Source organism: Agromyces salentinus (assembly GCF_009749395.1).
Classification (GTDB): Bacteria; Actinomycetota; Actinomycetes; order Actinomycetales; family Microbacteriaceae; genus Agromyces; species Agromyces salentinus.
Window position 1 is genome coordinate 247,347 of the sequence record NZ_WBIR01000003.1, and the last position, 16,880, is coordinate 264,226.

At 72.0% G+C, this 16,880-nt stretch carries 10 protein-coding genes; 9 read left to right on the top strand and 1 reads right to left on the bottom strand.

The genetic code is table 11. From position 1 onward, the window contains the following. Nucleotides 1-8: 8 nt before the first annotated feature. Nucleotides 9-491, bottom strand: a complete 483-nt coding sequence (locus GQQ95_RS05585; RefSeq protein ID WP_157426661.1) for an Lrp/AsnC family transcriptional regulator — start codon at nt 489-491, stop codon at nt 9-11. A 210-nt stretch (nt 492-701) separates the two neighbouring features. On the opposite strand from GQQ95_RS05585, the gene GQQ95_RS05590 reads away from it, so the two are divergent. From GQQ95_RS05590 to GQQ95_RS05630, 9 genes are all read left to right on the top strand, one after another. After that, the gene (locus GQQ95_RS05590; protein WP_157426662.1) at nt 702-2,135 is read left to right on the top strand and encodes an aminobutyraldehyde dehydrogenase; all 1,434 of its coding nucleotides are present in this window, start codon (nt 702-704) and stop codon (nt 2,133-2,135) included. Nucleotides 2,136-2,166: 31 nt separating this feature from the next. Then, nucleotides 2,167-3,273, top strand: a complete 1,107-nt coding sequence (locus tag GQQ95_RS05595) for an FHA domain-containing protein (RefSeq protein WP_157426663.1) — start codon at nt 2,167-2,169, stop codon at nt 3,271-3,273. Next, a complete protein-coding gene (locus GQQ95_RS05600) occupies nt 3,270-4,061 on the top strand; it encodes a PP2C family protein-serine/threonine phosphatase (RefSeq protein ID WP_157426664.1) in 792 nt (263 codons plus the stop codon). Before GQQ95_RS05595 ends, GQQ95_RS05600 begins: the two co-directional genes overlap by 4 nt. 158 nt (nt 4,062-4,219) lie before the next feature. Further along, the gene (locus GQQ95_RS05605) at nt 4,220-5,632 is read left to right on the top strand and encodes a serine/threonine-protein kinase (protein ID WP_246205198.1); all 1,413 of its coding nucleotides are present in this window, start codon (nt 4,220-4,222) and stop codon (nt 5,630-5,632) included. After that, entirely contained in the window at nt 5,629-11,526 is a 5,898-nt protein-coding gene (locus GQQ95_RS05610; protein ID WP_157426666.1) for an Ig-like domain-containing protein, read from the top strand. The genes GQQ95_RS05605 and GQQ95_RS05610 overlap by 4 nt, the downstream gene beginning before the upstream one ends. A 17-nt stretch (nt 11,527-11,543) precedes the next feature. Continuing rightward, a complete protein-coding gene (locus GQQ95_RS05615; RefSeq protein WP_157426667.1) occupies nt 11,544-12,515 on the top strand; it encodes an AAA family ATPase in 972 nt (323 codons plus the stop codon). Next, nucleotides 12,512-13,825, top strand: a complete 1,314-nt coding sequence (locus GQQ95_RS05620; protein ID WP_157426668.1) for a DUF58 domain-containing protein — start codon at nt 12,512-12,514, stop codon at nt 13,823-13,825. Before GQQ95_RS05615 ends, GQQ95_RS05620 begins: the two co-directional genes overlap by 4 nt. After that, on the top strand, nt 13,822-16,116 hold the full coding sequence (locus tag GQQ95_RS05625; RefSeq protein WP_157426669.1) for a transglutaminaseTgpA domain-containing protein: 2,295 nt from the start codon (nt 13,822-13,824) through the stop codon (nt 16,114-16,116). Before GQQ95_RS05620 ends, GQQ95_RS05625 begins: the two co-directional genes overlap by 4 nt. After that, entirely contained in the window at nt 16,113-16,766 is a 654-nt protein-coding gene (locus GQQ95_RS05630; RefSeq protein WP_157426670.1) for a zinc-ribbon domain-containing protein, read from the top strand. The genes GQQ95_RS05625 and GQQ95_RS05630 overlap by 4 nt, the downstream gene beginning before the upstream one ends. Nucleotides 16,767-16,880 lie beyond the last annotated feature (114 nt).

The following is a 16,880-nucleotide window of genomic DNA, read 5'->3' on the forward strand; positions in this document are numbered from 1 at the left end:
GATCCCTTCTAGCGAGTGCCCCAGTTGTAGAACTGCTTCTGGAGTTTGAGGTAGACGAACGTCTCGGTCGAACGCACGCCGGCAAGGCTGCGGATCCGCGAGTTCAGCAGCGAGATCAGCTCGTCGTCGTTCTCGCACACGACCTCGGCGAGCACGTCGAAGCTCCCGGCCGTGAGGACGACGTAGTCGATCTCGGGGATCTCCGCGAGGGCGGACGCGAGCTCGCGAGTGTCGCCGGACGCCCGGATGCCGATCATCGCCTGCCGCGTGAACCCGAGTTGCATCGGGTCGGTCACGGCGACGATCTGCATCACGCCGGACTCCGTCAGTCGCTGCACGCGCTGGCGCACCGCGGCCTCGGAGAGGCCGACGGCCTTGCCGATGTCCGCATAGGAGCGACGCCCGTCAGCCTGCAGTTGCTCGATGATCGCCTTCGACACGTCGTCGAGGTGCACCGGTTTCGGCGGGTGCGTCCGCGCCGTGTTCGTCATGCAGCCGATTGTTACAGCCGGACTGGCTCCATGCAAGGGATTCCGTTGAAACTCATGTGGAAACCAACGGATTCCAATGCCGAGGCTCGCCTTCGACGACGAGATCCGATTACGATGGCGCACGATCCCGGTGACCGTCACGGATGCCGCGGGTCGGCCGACGGCGCCAACGGGCGCCTCGTCGGGACGCGTCGCGACGAGGAGAGCAGCATGACCGCAGCACCCATCCGCAACTTCATCGGCGGACGGTACGTCGAGGCAAGGGCGGACGAGACCCTCGACCTGGTCGATCCGGCGACCGAGGAGGTCTACGGCGCATCGCCGATCTCGAACGTCGAGGACGTCGCCGCCGCCTACCGCGCGGCATCCGACGCCTTCGAGGTGTGGGGCGAGACGACGCCGGCCGAGCGCCAGCTCGCGCTCTTCCGGATCGCCGACGCCATGGCGGATCGTGCGGAGGAGTTCGCCGACCTGGAGTCGCAGGACACCGGGAAGCCCCGTGCGACCCTCGTCCAGGACGAGATCATGCAGTCCGTCGACCAGTTCCGCTTCTTCGCAGGGGCGGCGCGCAACCTCGAGGGCCGAGCGGCGGCCGAGTACCTCGCGGGGCACACGTCCTTCATCCGCCGCGAGCCCATCGGCGTCATCGGCCAGGTGACGCCATGGAACTATCCCCTGAACATGGCGGTCTGGAAGGTCGCACCCGCGATCGCCGCGGGGAACACGGTGGTGCTGAAGCCCTCCGACACGACGCCGCTCTCGACGCTGCTGCTCGGCGAGGTGGCCTCCGAATTCCTGCCGGCGGGTGTGCTCAACGTCGTCACGGGCGACCGGACCACGGGTGCCGCGGTGCTCGGCCACGAGCGAGCGGAGATGGTCGCCATCACCGGCTCCGTCCGGGCCGGCATGGAGGTCGCGAGGGCGGCGGCCTCCGACCTGAAGCGCGTGCACCTCGAACTCGGTGGAAAGGCGCCCGCCATCGTCTTCGCCGACGCGGACCTGGCGCAGGCGGCGGCCGGCATCGTCGCAGCCGCCTACTTCAACGGCGGCCAGGACTGCACGGCCGCCACGCGAGTCCTCGTCCACGAGTCGGTGCACGACCGGTTCGTCGCGCTGCTCGTGGCCCACGCGGCCGCCGAGGCGCGCACCGGAGGTCCGCGCGAGGAGGGCGTGCTCTACGGCCCCCTCAACAACGCCAACCAGCTCGCGCAGGTGGCCGGCTTCATCGATCGGCTGCCGGCGCATGCCGAGGTCGTCGCGGGCGGGCGCCGCCAGGGCGCGCGCGGCTACTTCTGGGAGGCCACCGTCGTCACCGGCCTCCGGCAGGACGACGAAGCCGTGCAGCGGGAGATCTTCGGGCCCGTGCTCACGGTGCAGCCGTTCTCCGAGGACGGCGACGCCCTCGCGATGGCCAACGGCGTGGACTACGCGCTCGCCGCCTCGGTCTGGACGCGCGACCACACCAGGGCCATGCGATTCGCGAAGCACCTGGACTTCGGCTGCGTGTGGATCAACACCCACATCCCGTTCGTCTCGGACATGCCGCACGGCGGGTTCAAGCACTCGGGCTACGGCAAGGACCTCTCCAACTACGGCTTCGAGGACTACACCAGGATCAAGCACGTCATGAGCGCGATCGGCTGAACGGACGCACGGCGGATGCCAGACTGGGCACATGGTCCGTGGAACCGTGACGAGCGCGTCGCATGACGGGCGCCTCGTCTGGGACGTGGTGATCGGCGATCGCTTCATCGCCGCGCTCGCGGCGCCGGCCGACGACCGGGCGATCTCGGCCCTCGCCGAGGCGGCGAGCGATCCCGACGTCGAGGTCGAGCGCCTCGTGGAGAAGGTGCCGGCGCCGTCGACGGATCCCGACCGAGGGTTCGCCATCGTGTGGTGGCCCGATGACGGCACCGAGACGGTCACGGCGGTCGTGCGCGGCAGCGCCGTCGTCGACCTCGAGTCCCCTGGCGGGTCCCGCCGCTTCGACGCCAGGGGCGTGCGCCCATGGCACCTCGCCGAGTTCCGCGATGTCATCGGCGTGCGCGTCGCCGGGGCCGAGGCGCCGCTGGACCGGCTGGGCACCGCGACCGAACGGGTCAGGCACGCGAGGGCCAGCCTGCGGGCGACGACGATCGAGTGGGTCGCGGCATCCGAGAGCGCGCAGTTCGCGGAGGCCTCGGAGGCTGAAGCCGCGGTCGAGGACGGTGACACGGTGCTGCGCGGCGTCCGGCCCGTACGGTGGACACCGGACGCCGCCGGCGGGTCGGCCCGGCCGGGGCACGGGCCCGGTGCCGCCACCGTGCCGCTCTCGGCCCGCGACCTGCGGGCCGAGGACGCACCGGCGGGCGAGGCGGATGCGGGCACCGACCTCCCGCGCAGGCAGCCGCCCGCGGCCGTGCCGATGGTCCGCATCGCCGGCGGCGAGCCGCGGATCGTGGCTGCGCCCATCCTGATCGGCCGGCGCCCGAGGGCCCCCAGGACTCCGTTCTCCCGCTCCGGGATGCCGGAGCTCGTCGCCGTGCGCTCCCCGACGGGAATCGTCTCCGGAACCCATCTCGAGCTGCGCGCGGAGGGCTCGCGGCTCGTCGCGACCGACCTCCAGTCGACCAACGGCACCCTCCTGCGCACCCCCGTCGGCGTGCGACGCCTGCGAGCGGGAGAGTCGATCGTCGTCGCCGAGGGAAGCTCCCTCGACCTCGGAGACGGTACGATCGTCGAGGTCCTCCCCGTCAGGGAAGGCGCCGCCAGCCCGAACCGAGACGACAGGCCCTCCACGTGACACAGATCGGACACGGCAATTCCCGGCATCCGATCGCGCTGCCGGACGGCACGAGGGTCACGATCGCCTGGGCCGCCGTCACCGACACGGGGCACCGTCGCCAGGTCAACGAGGACAGCTTCGTCGCCCAGGCCCCGGTCTTCGCCGTCGCCGACGGCATGGGTGGACACGCGGCGGGCGACTTCGCCAGCGCCGCGGTCGTGACGCGCCTGGCCGAGTACGGCGGGAGGCTCACCATGGGCACCGCCGAGATCGACCATGCCCTCGAACTCGCCGTGCAGGACATGGTGCACGGTCGCGGCGTCACCGACGAGGGAAGCGGCACCACCGTGACCGGTGTCGCGCTCGGCGTCATCTCCGACGAGCCGGCCTGGATCGTCTTCAACATCGGGGACTCCCGTGTCTACCGGCTCGTGGGCGGCGCACTCGAGCAGCTCACCGTCGACCACTCCATCGTCCAGGAACTCGTGGATGCGGGCCAGATCACGCGCGACGAGGCCGACACACACCCCCACTCCAACGTGATCACCCGAGCCGTGGGATTCCACGAGACGCCGATCCCGGACTACCGGGCGATCGCGATCGAGCCGGGCATGCGCCTCCTGATCTGCTCCGACGGCCTCACGAAGGAGCTCACCTCCTACGGGATCCGGCATTTCCTCATGGCCGACCGCGCACCCGAGCGCGCTGCGTCGCACCTGCTCGAGGCCGCGCTCGGCAACGGCGGGCGTGACAACGTGACCGTGGTGATCGTCGACGTGCTCGACGTCAGCGCTCCGGCCGCATAGGCCGAGCCCGCGGCATCCGGTCGTCTCCCGACCACCCCCGCCGCGCGATGCGAGGACCACGGGGCCCGCGAGGACCTCCGACCATAGAATGGGGCTGTCCGCGGGACGTGGGTCGTGCGACCTCGAGACGCAGGCAGGAACCGAGGTCAGTGAGGATCGTGTCGAGAAGACTGCCGTCCACGCCGCCGAACCTGCCGGGGTTCGCGTTCGTCCGCGTGCTCGGCTCCGGCGGCTTCGCCGACGTCTTCCTCTACGAGGAGAACATGCCGAGGCGCCTGGTCGCCGTCAAGGTGCTCCTGGCCGAGGTCGTGAACGACGAGCTCAGGCAGATGTTCCAGGCCGAGGCGAACGTGATGGCCCGGCTCTCGTCGCACCCCGCGATCCTCACGGTGTACCAGGCGGGCGTCGCCGCCGACGGGCGGCCCTACCTCGTCATGGAGTTCTGCCCCTCCGGACTCGGGCAGCGCTACCGGACGGCTCAGATTCCGCTGGCCGAGGTCCTCTCGACCGGGGTGCGGATCGCCAGTGCGGTGGAGACCGCGCACCGGAACCACGTCCTGCACCGTGACATCAAGCCGTCGAACATCCTGACGACCGCGTACGGGCATCCGGTCCTCTCCGATTTCGGCATCGCCGCCACGATCGGCGGCGTGGAGAGCACCGACGCGATCGGGATGTCCATCCCGTGGTCGGCGCCCGAGGTGCTGCACGACGACGTGGGCGGGACCGTGCGCAGCGAGGTCTGGTCGCTCGGGGCCACCGTGTACTCCCTGCTCGCGGGTCGCAGCCCGTTCGAGGAGCCGGGCAAGGACAACACCCCGGCCCAGGTCATGACCAGGATCCGCCGGACGGGCGTGCGTCCGACCGGCCGGCCCGACGTTCCCGCCAGTCTCGAGGACGTGCTCGCGAGGGCCATGTCGAAGCATCCGGAGGACCGTCAGGCCGGTGCCGCCGAGTTCGGCAGGGACCTGCAGGCCGTCGAGGAGGAGCTCGGACTCCCGCAGACCCAGCTCGAGGTCGTGACCGAGGAGTGGGAGATGGCCGTCATGACCGACGTCGACGAGCGGACCCTCCTCGTCGCCGGACCGGTCGCGCCGCGGCGGACGATCACCAGGAGACGGCGGCAGCACGACGCCCTGGCCGCGACCACGCTCCGGGCGGACTCGCGTGCCGGCGCGACCTCGCTCGGCACCGAGGCCGATGAGGGGAGCGCACGACGGTCGACGAGGCGGGCGTGGACCATCGCCGCGGCATCCGTGCTGGCCGTCGCCGCGATCATCACGGGCATCGTCGTGCTCACGACGGCGACGGCCGCCATCCCCGTGGTCACCGACGTACGGGGGGAGGTCGACGGGGAGACCGTGACCTTCACCTGGCAGGACCCCGGCCTCCGGTCCGACGACGCGTACCTGGTCGAGATCGACGGTGCGACGCGGCCCGCGCAGCGCGACACGCGCGCGCAGGTCGCGGCAGCCGACGGCGACCACGTCTGCGTGAGCGTGAGCGTGGCACGCGACGGCAGGTCCGGCAGGCCGAGCGAACCGCGATGCGTCGACGTGGAGACCCGATGAGACTCCCGGTGGCGCTGCGCAGGCATCGATCCGCCGTGATCGCCTCGGCGGTCAGCGCCGGGACGGTGGCGGTGATCGCGGCCGTGGCCGTGGCATCCGGCGGGTACTCGGCCCAGCGCGTCGACCTCGGCGACGCCGCCGTCTGGGTGGCGAACGAGGACCTCGAATCGATCGGGCGCGCGAACACCGCGGTGCACGAGCTGAACGCGGTCGTCGAGACCGGGGGAGCGACGAGCACCATCGTCCAGCGCGGGCGCACCGTGTATGCGCTCGACCCCGACCGCGCGACCATCGCGATCATCGACCCGACGACCTCCGTGGTCCAGGACACCGTCGCCGTGCCGCCGGAGAGCATGCTCGCGCTCGCCGGGGAGCGCGCCGTCGTCGCCGCGGACGGCGACGTCTGGACGGCTCCGAGCGACCGGCTCGCCGATGTTCGGACGGGCGGCGAGCCGGCATTGAGCTTCGGTCCCGGCACGGTCGTGTCGGTGGACCCCGACGGGCTGCTGTTCGCGTACACGCCCTCGACGGGAACGGTGGCGCGTGTCGACGCGGCGGAGTCGGAATCGGTCGACACGGAGTGGCCGACGGAGGCGATCGACACGGGCGGGCGCCTGCAGATCACCTCGGTCGGGGGGCGCTGGGCGGTCTACGACGGCGGGACGAGGAGCCTGCTGCTGGAGGGACGCGAGCTCCCGCTCGCGTCCGTCATCACGGGGGCGGATGACGCGCGGTTGCAGGAGCCGTCGGTCGACGGGGACGTGCTCGCGATCGCGACGAGGTCCGGCCTGCTGCTGGTGGACCTGCGGAACGGCGCCGTCACGCGGGACGTGGTGCCGGGCGCGAGCGGCGTCGCCGCGGCCCCGGTCCGCCACGGGGGATGCCTGAACGCGGCATGGTCGGACGGTACGGCGTGGCGCTCCTGCGATCCGGACGCCGCGGACGTGGGCGGCACCGCGGAGGACTTCGAGCTGGTGGGCGCGGACGGCGGTGCCGACCTCGCCTTCTTCGCCAACGGCACCGCACTCGTCCTGAACGACCGCAAGTCGGGGAGATCGTGGGCGGCAGGCACGGACTACGCCCCCATCGACAACTGGGCGGCACTGCTGGAGACCGAGCCCGACGACGAGACGGTCGAGGATGAGGACGCCGACACGGCGGCGCCGCTGGAGCGCAGCCAGGTCCCGCCGGTCGCCGTCGACGACGAGTTCGGCGTGCGGCCAGGGCGGACCTCCTTGCTGCCGGTGCTCATGAACGACTCGGACCCGAACGGCGACGTGCTGGCGCTCGACTCGGTGCAGGCTGTGCTGCCCGACGGCATCCGACTCGACCTCGTGGCCGAACGGCAGCAGGTCCAGGTCACGCTCGACGCCGGGATCACGGAGGACTTCTCGTTCGGCTACGTCGTGGACGACGGGCGGGGCGGGAGCACCCCGGCGTCGGTCAGGGTCGAGGTGCGGTCCGAGGAGGAGAACTCGCCGCCCCGCCAGGTGCGGGAGCGCGCGGCCACGGTCGCGGAGCAGGGCCGGGCGACCACGGCCGTGCTCGCAGACTGGGTGGATCCCGACGGCGACCCGTTCTTCCTGCGCTCGGCGACGACGGATGACCCGGACGCCGTCTCGTTCACGGCCGACGGAGCGGTCGTGTTCGACGAGCGCAAGGGCGCCGGCACGGCGAGGCGCGTCGCCGTCGTGGCATCCGACGGTCGCGACGACGGCGGCGGTGAACTGGAGATCGAGGTCCGCGACGCGGACGACGTGCCGCTCGTGGCCGATCCGTTCGTCGTGCTCGCGACCACCGGAGAGGAGATCCGGATCGAGCCGCTGCGGCATGCGCACGGCGGCAGCGGCACCATCGCGCTCAGCTCCGTGCCCGCTCGGGAGAACGTGCAGATCACGGCCGACTACGACGGCGGCTCCTTCCGGTTCCGCAGCGAGATCGAGCAGACCCATTACCTCGAGTACGTCGTGACCGACGGCGCCACCACGACCACCGGCGCGATCCGCGTCGAGGTCGAGGCGCCGCCGGAACGGGACACCACGCCGATCACGGTTCCGCACACCGCCTTCCTCCGCATGGACCGGCCGATGGACGTAGACGTGCTCGCGACGGACATCGATCCCACCGGCGGGGTCCTCGTGCTGACCGACCTCGGCGGCGTCGACGAGACCCTCTTCACGGTGGAGGTCATCGAGCATCGGATCCTCCGGATCGAGCTGGTCGCGCCGCTGCCGCTCGGCTCGACCACCTTCGGGTATCGCGTGAGCAACGGGCTCGGCGACGCCGAGGGTGTCGTCACCGTGGTGCACGTGCCGGACCCGGTGAGCGCCCAGCCTCCCGTCGCCAACCCGGACACGGCCTCGGCGCGGGTCGGCGACGTGATCGACATCCCGGTGCTGGCCAACGACGAGCACCCCGACGCCCTCGCGTTCGAACTCTCGCCCGAACTCGAGGACGAGCCGGCCGCCGGGCTGCTCTTCCCGAGCGGGGACCGGCTGCGCTACTTCGCGCCCGACGAACCGGGCGAGTACGAGGCGACGTACCGGGTGATCGCGTCGGAGGACCGTCAGGAGGCCACGGCGACGGTGAACATCACCGTCAGGGAGGCCGATCCCGACACGAACGCGAAGCCGGTGCCACCCTCGGTCACCGCCCGGGTGCTCGCGGGCGACACGGTGCGCATCCCCGTGCCGTTGACCGCGACGGACCCCGATGGCGATTCCGTGCAGCTCGTCGGCCAGGAGTCGGGCCCCGACCTCGGAACCGTCCTGGAGACCGGACCGGGTTGGCTCGAGTACGAGGCCGGCGCCTACGCGGCGGGAACCGACAGCTTCGAGTACGCCGTCATCGACGCCCTCGGCGCGCGGGCGACCGGGACGGTGCGCGTGGGAATCGCCGCGAGGCCGGACGAGGCCCGCAACCCGGTCGCGGTGCAGGACCACGTGGTCGTCCGGCCGGGACGGACCGTGTCGGTTCGCGTGCTCATGAACGACAGCGACCCCGACGGTGGCAGGCTCAAGGTCGACGGGATCGGGCCGACCGACAGCGATGCGGGCGCCGAGGTGGTCGGCGATCACGTCGAGGTCCGGATTCCCGACGAGCCGGGCGACTACGGCTTCCTGTACACGATCAGCAATGAACGGCTCGGCACCGCGACGTCGTACCTGAACGTGGAGGCCGTCGAGGATGCACCGCTCGCCAGGCCCGAGGTCGACGACGAGGTCCTCACGCTCACCGACATCCTCGACAGGGATCGCGTCGTCGTCGACGTGCTCGAGGAGGCCTTCCTCGCCGACGGCGACCCGGCCGACCTCCAGGTCGAGCTGATCGACGGGTTCCGCTCGGAGGCCGAACTGCTGGGCGACGGCCGGGTCGCCGTCGAGGTCGGCGACGAGCGCAGGATCATCCCGTTCCGGGTCGCGCACCCCGAGGACCCGCGGGTCGCGAGCTTCGCCTTCATCTGGGTGCCCGGCCGCGACGACGCCGTGCCGCAGCTCCGGCGCGACGCACGGCCCGTGGAGGTCGTCACCGGGGAGCTCGTCCGGCTCGACCTCGAGGACTTCGTGATCGCGGCATCGGGTCGGCCGGTGCGCATCACGGATGCCGCGACGGTGCGCGCCGCGCACGGCGACGGCGAGGATCCGTGGGTCGACGAGGACACCGTGCAGTTCCGGAGCGAGGAGGGCTACTTCGGCCCGGCTTCGATCTCGTTCCTGGTGACCGACGGGGACTCCAAGCTGGATCCCTCCGGGCGGACCGCGACGATCGTGATCCCGATCGAGGTGCGATCGCTGGAGAACCAACCCCCGGTCTTCGTCGGCGGCGCGATCGACTTCGAGCCGGGGGACTCGAAGGTCATCGATCTCACGAAGCTCACGACGATCGCCGACGAGGACGAGGCCGAGGCCGACGAACTGCGGTACCGGATCCTCGAGCCGCTTCCCGATGGGTTCTCGTTCGAACTGGACGAGGCCGAGCTGGAGATCACGGCCTCGCCCTCAGCCGAGTTCGGCACGAGCGGATCGCTGGCGGTCGAGGTGGAGGATGCCTCGGACGAGGGCTCGACCGGGCGGATCACCCTGGGCGTCGTGCCGTCGACCCAACCCCTGGCGCAGCCCGTGGCCGACACCGCGGTCGTGCAGCGCGGACGCACGACGGTCGTCGACGTGCTGGCGAACGACGACCCGACCAACCCCTTCCCCGACGTGCCGCTTCGGGTCGTGGCCGTGCGCGGGATCGACGGCGGGCTGCCCGAGGGCATCTCCATCATCCCGAACGCCGATCGATCGCGGCTCTCGGTCGCGGTCGCGGGCGCCGCCGAGCCCGTCAACACCACGCTCCAGTACCAGGTGGCGGATGCCACGGACGAGCCGAGCCGGTTCGCCTGGGGAACGGTGACGATCTCCGTGCAGGACCGCCCGGACCCGGTGACGGCCCCGACCGTCACCGGGTTCGGCGACGGCACGCTGGACGTGGCGTTCGGGGCGGGCGCGTTCAACAACTCGCCCATCTCCGGATATCGCATCGGCCTGGTCGACCCGGGCACCGGAGTCGAGGTCGCGAGCTCCGAATGCGCGGCGACCACCTGTCGGGTGCCGACGCCGGGCAACGGCCGGGCCAACGCGGTGACGGTGCAGGTGCAGGCGCGCAACGCGATCGGCCTGGCCGATGCGGCCGCCGCGCCGGGGCCGATCTGGTCGGACGTGATCCCCGGCGCTCCCCAGGGCCTCGGATCCGACCCGCTCGACGGCCGCCTCCGCATCAACTGGCTTCCGGTGCTGACCGGCGAGGGGAGCCCGGTGCACTCGTACGTGATCGTCTCGGGCGGGGTCGGGGTCGAGGTCGATGCCGCCTCGGCGTGCACGGCGTCCCGGTGCTCGGTGGAGTCTCCGCCGGCACAGAACGGCACCCTCGTCGAGTTCTCGGTCAGCGCGCGCAATGAGGCCTATCCGGCGATGGCCACCTGGTTCGACGCCAGGGGATCCGGAACGCCCTTCGGACCGCCGGTCGCCGGGGGCATCGACGTGACCGGCGACGCGCTCGCCGGCACCGTGACCGTGGACTGGTCGGCGTTCAGCGGCAACGGCGACGCGATCGGCGGATACTTCGTGCAGCGGCTCTCCGACGGAGTGACATCGGTTCCGACCGGGCCGCAGGCCTGCCAGGTGACGTCACCGGCCCCGGGCGCGGTCATCGCGCCGTCGCGTGGCGGCGGCGTCGCCGACCTGATTCAGGTGGGACCGGATGTCACGAGCGTGACCTTCTCCGGAACGGTGGCCGACTCGATCCAGTACTCCTTCGTCGTGTGGGGGTTCAATCGTGCGGCCTGCGCGAGCACCCAGGTCGCGGGCACGGTCGTCCGCCCGGCGCCGGGCGGGATCGATGCGGTGGACAGCGCGATGGACTGGCTGAACACCGAGACGTGGGACCGCTACATCTCGGGTGTGCGCCCCGGCTCCGCGGCGCTGCAGATCGTCGCGGTCGACGCGAACGGCCTGCGGGTGGGCGAGCCGCGGGAGTTCGCCGGCTCCGGGTGGCTGCGGTCCGTGCTGAATCGTCCCTTCGGCGAGACCGCCAGGTTCCAGGTGCGTTCCTGTTCCGCGTGGGGAACGTGCGGACCGTGGTCGGAGGTGCTTCCCGCCGACGCGGAGCCGTCGCTCACCTTCGCCCTTCCGTCGCGTGCCTGGGATCCCGGGTCCTCCGAGTGGACGTGGGCGAGCGAACCCGACAACTCGGGCATCCCCGCGACCTTCCGGTGCGGCATCGAGGGACAGGCCGACGGCGTCGAGGCGCAGGGCCGGACGAGTTGCCGCATCCCGGACGCCCAGCCCGGAGACCGTGTCTGGTTGGATGTTGAGATCGCCGGCGTGAGAGTGAGGTATCCGAACCCGTGAATGCCGATGGAGCACGCATGACGATGACACCCGATGAGGCCGCGCGGTTCGCCGCGGATCTCGACCGACTCGTGGGGGCCGTCGAGGAGGTGCTGCTCGGCAAGAACCGCGTGGTACGGCTGGCGTTCACGGCCCTCCTCAGTGAGGGGCACCTCCTCCTCGACGACGTGCCGGGCACCGGCAAGACGTCGTTGGCCCGGGCCATGGCGCAGTCCGTGAAGGGCACGAGCAACCGCGTGCAGTTCACGCCCGACCTCCTGCCGGGCGACATCACGGGCGTCACGGTCTACGACCAGCGGAGCGGACGGTTCCAGTTCCATCCCGGTCCGATCTTCGCCAACATCGTCCTCGCGGACGAGATCAACCGCGCGAGCCCCAAGACCCAGTCGGCGCTCCTCGAGGTGATGGAGGAGGGACAGGTCACCGTCGACGGGCAGACGCACGCCGTGGGGCATCCGTTCATGGTCATCGCGACGCAGAACCCGGTGGAGCAGGCCGGCACGTATCGCCTCCCCGAAGCCCAGCTCGACCGCTTCCTCATGCGCACCTCGATCGGCTATCCCGATCATGCGTCGACCATCCGCATCCTCGAGGGTGCCGACCAGCGCGCGCACGGGCACCAGATCCAGGCGCAGCTGGATGCCGAGGAGATCGTCGCGATGGCGGCATCCGCTCGTACCGTCTACGTCGACCCGACGATCCACGACTACGTCTCGCGCCTCGTCGACGCCACCCGCACCACGCGCGAGGTGCGGCTGGGCGTGAGCGTGCGCGGGGCGCTCGCCCTGATCAGGGCGGCCAAGACCCACGCCGCGGGGCGCGGACGTCACTACGTGATCCCCGACGACGTGAAGGCGCTCGCCGAGCCCGTGCTCGCCCACCGGCTGATCCTCGACGCCGAGGCCGAGTTCGACGGGGTGACCGCCTCGAACCTCATCGCGCAGGTCCTCATCGAGACCCCGCCGCCGTCCACGAGGCAAGCGGTGTGAGCCTCGCCCGGACGCGGACCACCATCCCCGAGGACGCCAGGCGCGAGGGGGTGCTCGCCGCGCTCATCGCGCATCTCGTCCGTGCGGCCGGCCGGAGTGCCGGCGCGCTCGCCGAGTGGCAGCGGCAGGTCGGATCCGTGGTCACCTGGCGCGGGTGGGCGACGATCATCGGGGCGACGCTCGCGTTCGCGGTCGGATACGGCCTGGGCTGGGTCGAGTTGATCTCCATCGGATGGGGTCTGCTCATCATCGGCGTGCTGGCCTCGGCATGGCTGCTCGGCAGGGGTGCGTCCAGCGTCGAGCTCTCGCTGCCGGTCTCCCGGGTGGTGGTGGGCGAGCCCGCCACCGCACGGCTGGTCGCAGCGAACCCCGGTCGACGTCGCTGGGGCGGCGTGAAGCTCGAGCTGCCGGTGGGGCGGCGCATCATGGAATGGGTGCTGCCCGCGATCCCCCGAGGAGGCTCGTTCGACCGGTCGTTCCGGGTCCCGACCGAGCGGCGCGGCATCGTCCGGGTGGGACCGACGCGGACGGTGAGGGCGGATCCGTTGGGCCTCATGCGCCGGGAGATCGTCTGGTCGCAGGTGTCGGAGCTCCGCGTGCATCCGCGGACCATCGCGATCTCCGCGCTCAGCTCGGGGTTCATCCGCGACCTCGAGGGCTCCCCGACGCGAGACCTCACGGCGAGCGACATCGCCTTCCACGCGTTGCGCGAGTACCTGCCGGGCGACGATCGCCGCTTCATCCACTGGAAGAGCTCCGCGAAGACCGGCACGTTCATGGTCCGCCAGTTCGAGGAGACGCGGCGCAGCCGGCTCATGGTCGTGCTCGACCTGGATGCCGAGGCGTACGTCGACGAGGCGGAGTTCGAGCTCGCCGTCAGCGCAGCGGCCTCGGTCGGCGCCCGGGCCATCAGGGACGCCAGGACGGTGTCCTTCATCGTCTCGGGCAGCCCCGGCCCCGGCGCGTCGGCCATGCGGGAACTCCCGACCGTGTCGCGCGACCGGCTGCTCGACGCGCTCTGCGTCATCGAGCGCACCGAGCGCGCGAGCGTGCTGGCGGAGGTCGCGCGTGCGGCGGCCGACGAGTTGCCCGGCGTCTCGCTCGCCTTCCTCGTGACGGGCACCGCACGAGGGGTGCCCTCCCTCCGCGCCGCCGCCTCCAAGCTTCCGCCCGGGGTCGAGACGATCGCCGTCCAGTGCTCGCCCGAGGGGGAGGCCACGGCTCGGACCGTCGCCGGACTGACCGTCCTCGGCATCGGCTACCTCGAGGACCTCAGGGCGATGCTCGCACGATCGGCCTCGGTCGCATGAGCTCGCCGGCCCCGTCCGCCGGCCGCTCGCGGATACGGGACACGCTCACCGCGCTCGTCCTCGCGCTGGTCGTCGGCACCGCCATGATCTCGTGGTGGCCCGTCTACGAGAGCGGCGACTTCATCATCGCGGCCGCGGTCGCGATCGTCGCCGGTTCCGTCATCGCCCTGGTCGGTGCCTGGCGGGCCTGGCCCACCTGGCGGGTGATCGTGGCCGTCGTCGTGGCGTTCCTCGTGCTCGGCGTGCCCGCGGCCGTGCCGTCACGGAGCATCGGCGGCGTCCTGCCCACCGTGCAGGGCCTGCTGGACCTCGTCGCCGCGACGGCGCTGTCGTGGAAGCAGCTCGTGACGATCGCCGTGCCGGTCGGGTCCTATCAGGCGCTGCTCGTGCCTCCGTTCCTGCTCGGCATGGTCACCGCGACGGTCTCGGTGACGATCGCGCTCCGCACGCGGCATCCCGTCGCCGCGATCCTGCCGCCTGCGTTCCTCATGGTGGCCGGCATCCTGCTCGGCGTCGTCCACGGCGGGTACGCGCTGCCCGCGGGCCTGGCCTTCCTGGTGGCGGTCGTCGCCTGGCTCGTGCTCGTGGCCATCGACGATCGCCGGGCGATCGGCGGGCGGCGAACGGTGGAGAACGCCCTCGCCGACGCTCGACGCGTGCTCGGGGCATCCACGATCCTCGCCTTGGCGCTCGTGGGGGCGACCGCCGTGGTGCTGCTCACGCCGGTGCAGGCGCGCACCGTGGTGCGCTCCGAGGTCCAGCCGCCGTTCGAGCCCCGCGAGCACGAGAGCCCGCTGGCCGGGTACCGCGCCGCGTTCGCACCGGATGACGCCGACGACGTGATGCTCGAGGTGACGGGCCTGGCCCCCGGCGCGGGCCTGCGAGTGGCGACGATGGACACGTACGACGGGGTCGTCTACACCGTCGGCGGCTCGGACGGGACCTCGAGCTCCGGCAGTTTCACGAGGGTCCCGTACCGGCTGGACCAGGAGGCGGGGCGCGATGGCACGCAGGTCCGGCTCGACGTGCGGATCCTCGCCTACGACGACGTGTGGGTGCCGGGCATCGGCAAGCTCGAGCGCATCGAGTTCGGGGGCCCGAGGGCGGAGACCCTCGCCGATGCCTTCTTCTACAACGACGCCACCGGGACGGCAGCGGTGGTCACCGGTCTCGGCGGCGGCGACCGGTACGCCGCCTGGTCGATGGCGGTCGGCGACGCGACGACCGCGAGGACGCTGACGCCCGGCACGAGCGTCGTCCCGGCAGCCCCGGAGCTTCCGATCGAGCTCGAGGGGCTGCTCGACGACTGGGCGCCGGCCTCCCTGCCCGAGGGCGAGCGCCTGGCCGCGGTCGTCGACGGCTTCAGGTCCAACGGCTACGTCAGCCATGGGACGGACGGTGAGGCGCCCAGCCGGTCGGGCCACGCCCTCGACCGGTTGTCGCAACTCGCGACCGACCAGCCGATGCTCGGCGACGCGGAGCAGTACGCGGTCGCCGCGGCGATGATGGCGCGCCGGATCGGCTTCCCGGCGAGGGTCGTCGTCGGCTATCGGGCGTCGGATGCCACGGCGGCGACCCCCGCCGGCGGCATGTCCCTGCTGCGCAGCGACCTGCAGGCGTGGATCGAGGTGGAGCGGGCGGACGGCACGTGGGTCGCGCTGGACCCGAACCCGGTGCCACGGCCCGTTCCCGAGCGCGAACCCGACCAGCCGCTCGTCGTGTCCCGGCCCCAGGCAGCGCTCCCGCCGCCGCCGGAGCGCACGCAGGTCGACGTGGGGGAGGACGCCGATGACCGGGCGGAGGAGCAGCCTCGCGAGGAGTCCGACCAGTGGATCGCGATCCTCCGCGACGTCCTCACGATCGCGGGTCTGGTGGTGCTCGCCGCGGCCCTCGTCGCGAGCCCGTTCCTCGCGGTCATCGTGGCCAAGCTGCGGCGGCGGCGACTGCGCCGGAGGGCCGACTCCGAGGTCGAGCGCATCGAGGGCGGCTGGCAGGAGTTCGCCGACACGGCCGCCGACTACGGATATCCCATCCGGGCCGGATCGACGCGGGCCGAGCAGGCGGCGACGGTCGGCGGCCTCGCACCACTCGTGCTCGCCTCGATCGTCGACCGTGCCGTCTTCGCGCCCGGCGGGCCGGCACCCGGTGACGACGAACGGGTGTGGCGCTCGGTCGACGAGCTGCAGCAGCGCCTCGCCGCGCCACGGACGCGACGGGAGCAGCTGCGGGCCGCCGTGTCGTTGACCTCGCTCGGCGGGTACGCTGTCAGCCGGAGAGGTGGTCGCGCATGAGATGTCGCATCTGCGGTGCGGCCCTGCCCGACGGCGCCATGTTCTGCGGCCACTGCGGCAGTTCGACGAGCGCGACGCCCGAGTCGCGCCGACGTCCCGACACCAGGCCCGGGGACACGATGTCGCTCGGACGCGGGCTCCGGCACAGCGGCGTGGTGAGCATTCCGGTCGACCAGCCGCTTGCGCCGCCGAGTCCGCCCGTCGCGCCCGAGTCCGGCGCGGCGGCCTCCGGAACCTCGAGCTCGGCAACTGCGACCTCCGCGACCGCGGAGGCGGTGGAGACGCCGACGGCCGAGACCCCGACGACCCCGCCCGAGACGAGTTCGCCGCGGTTCGTCCTGCGGTTCGCCTCCGGCGAGATCCGCGTCGTGTTCGGCACGGGCCTGATCGGCCGGCGCCCGATGCCGCAGCCCGGCGAGTCGTTCGACCATCTCGTGCACGTCGCCGATCCGAGTCGGTCGGTGTCCAAGACGCATCTCGAATTCGGGGTGCACGACGACTCCCTGTGGATCGCCGACCGGTTCTCGGGCAACGGCACGACCCTCCGGCGCATCGACGAGGTCGCGCTCCGCTGCGAACCCGGCCGCCGCTACCTGGTGCCTCGGGGCACGGTGGTGGAGATGGCCGAACAGTCGTTCACGGTCGGCTGATCGGGGCCGAGGCCGCCGCCGCACGAGCGCGACGCCGGACCTCGCGACCGTCCCCTGGCGCCTGCGGCGCTTCCGCGCACCCGCCCTCCACACGGGCGACGGATGCCGCCGGCT

What these genes read in the sequence shown, in the direction of transcription:
- GQQ95_RS05630 (WP_157426670.1), top strand. Translation starts at nt 16,113, where the DNA reads ATGAGATGTCGCATCTGCGGTGCGGCCCTGCCCGACGGCGCCATGTTC.
- GQQ95_RS05615 (WP_157426667.1), top strand. Translation starts at nt 11,544, where the DNA reads ATGACGATGACACCCGATGAGGCCGCGCGGTTCGCCGCGGATCTCGAC.
- GQQ95_RS05610 (WP_157426666.1), top strand. Translation starts at nt 5,629, where the DNA reads ATGAGACTCCCGGTGGCGCTGCGCAGGCATCGATCCGCCGTGATCGCC.
- GQQ95_RS05585 (WP_157426661.1), bottom strand. Translation starts at nt 491, where the DNA reads ATGACGAACACGGCGCGGACGCACCCGCCGAAACCGGTGCACCTCGAC.
- GQQ95_RS05595 (WP_157426663.1), top strand. Translation starts at nt 2,167, where the DNA reads ATGGTCCGTGGAACCGTGACGAGCGCGTCGCATGACGGGCGCCTCGTC.
- GQQ95_RS05625 (WP_157426669.1), top strand. Translation starts at nt 13,822, where the DNA reads ATGAGCTCGCCGGCCCCGTCCGCCGGCCGCTCGCGGATACGGGACACG.
- GQQ95_RS05590 (WP_157426662.1), top strand. Translation starts at nt 702, where the DNA reads ATGACCGCAGCACCCATCCGCAACTTCATCGGCGGACGGTACGTCGAG.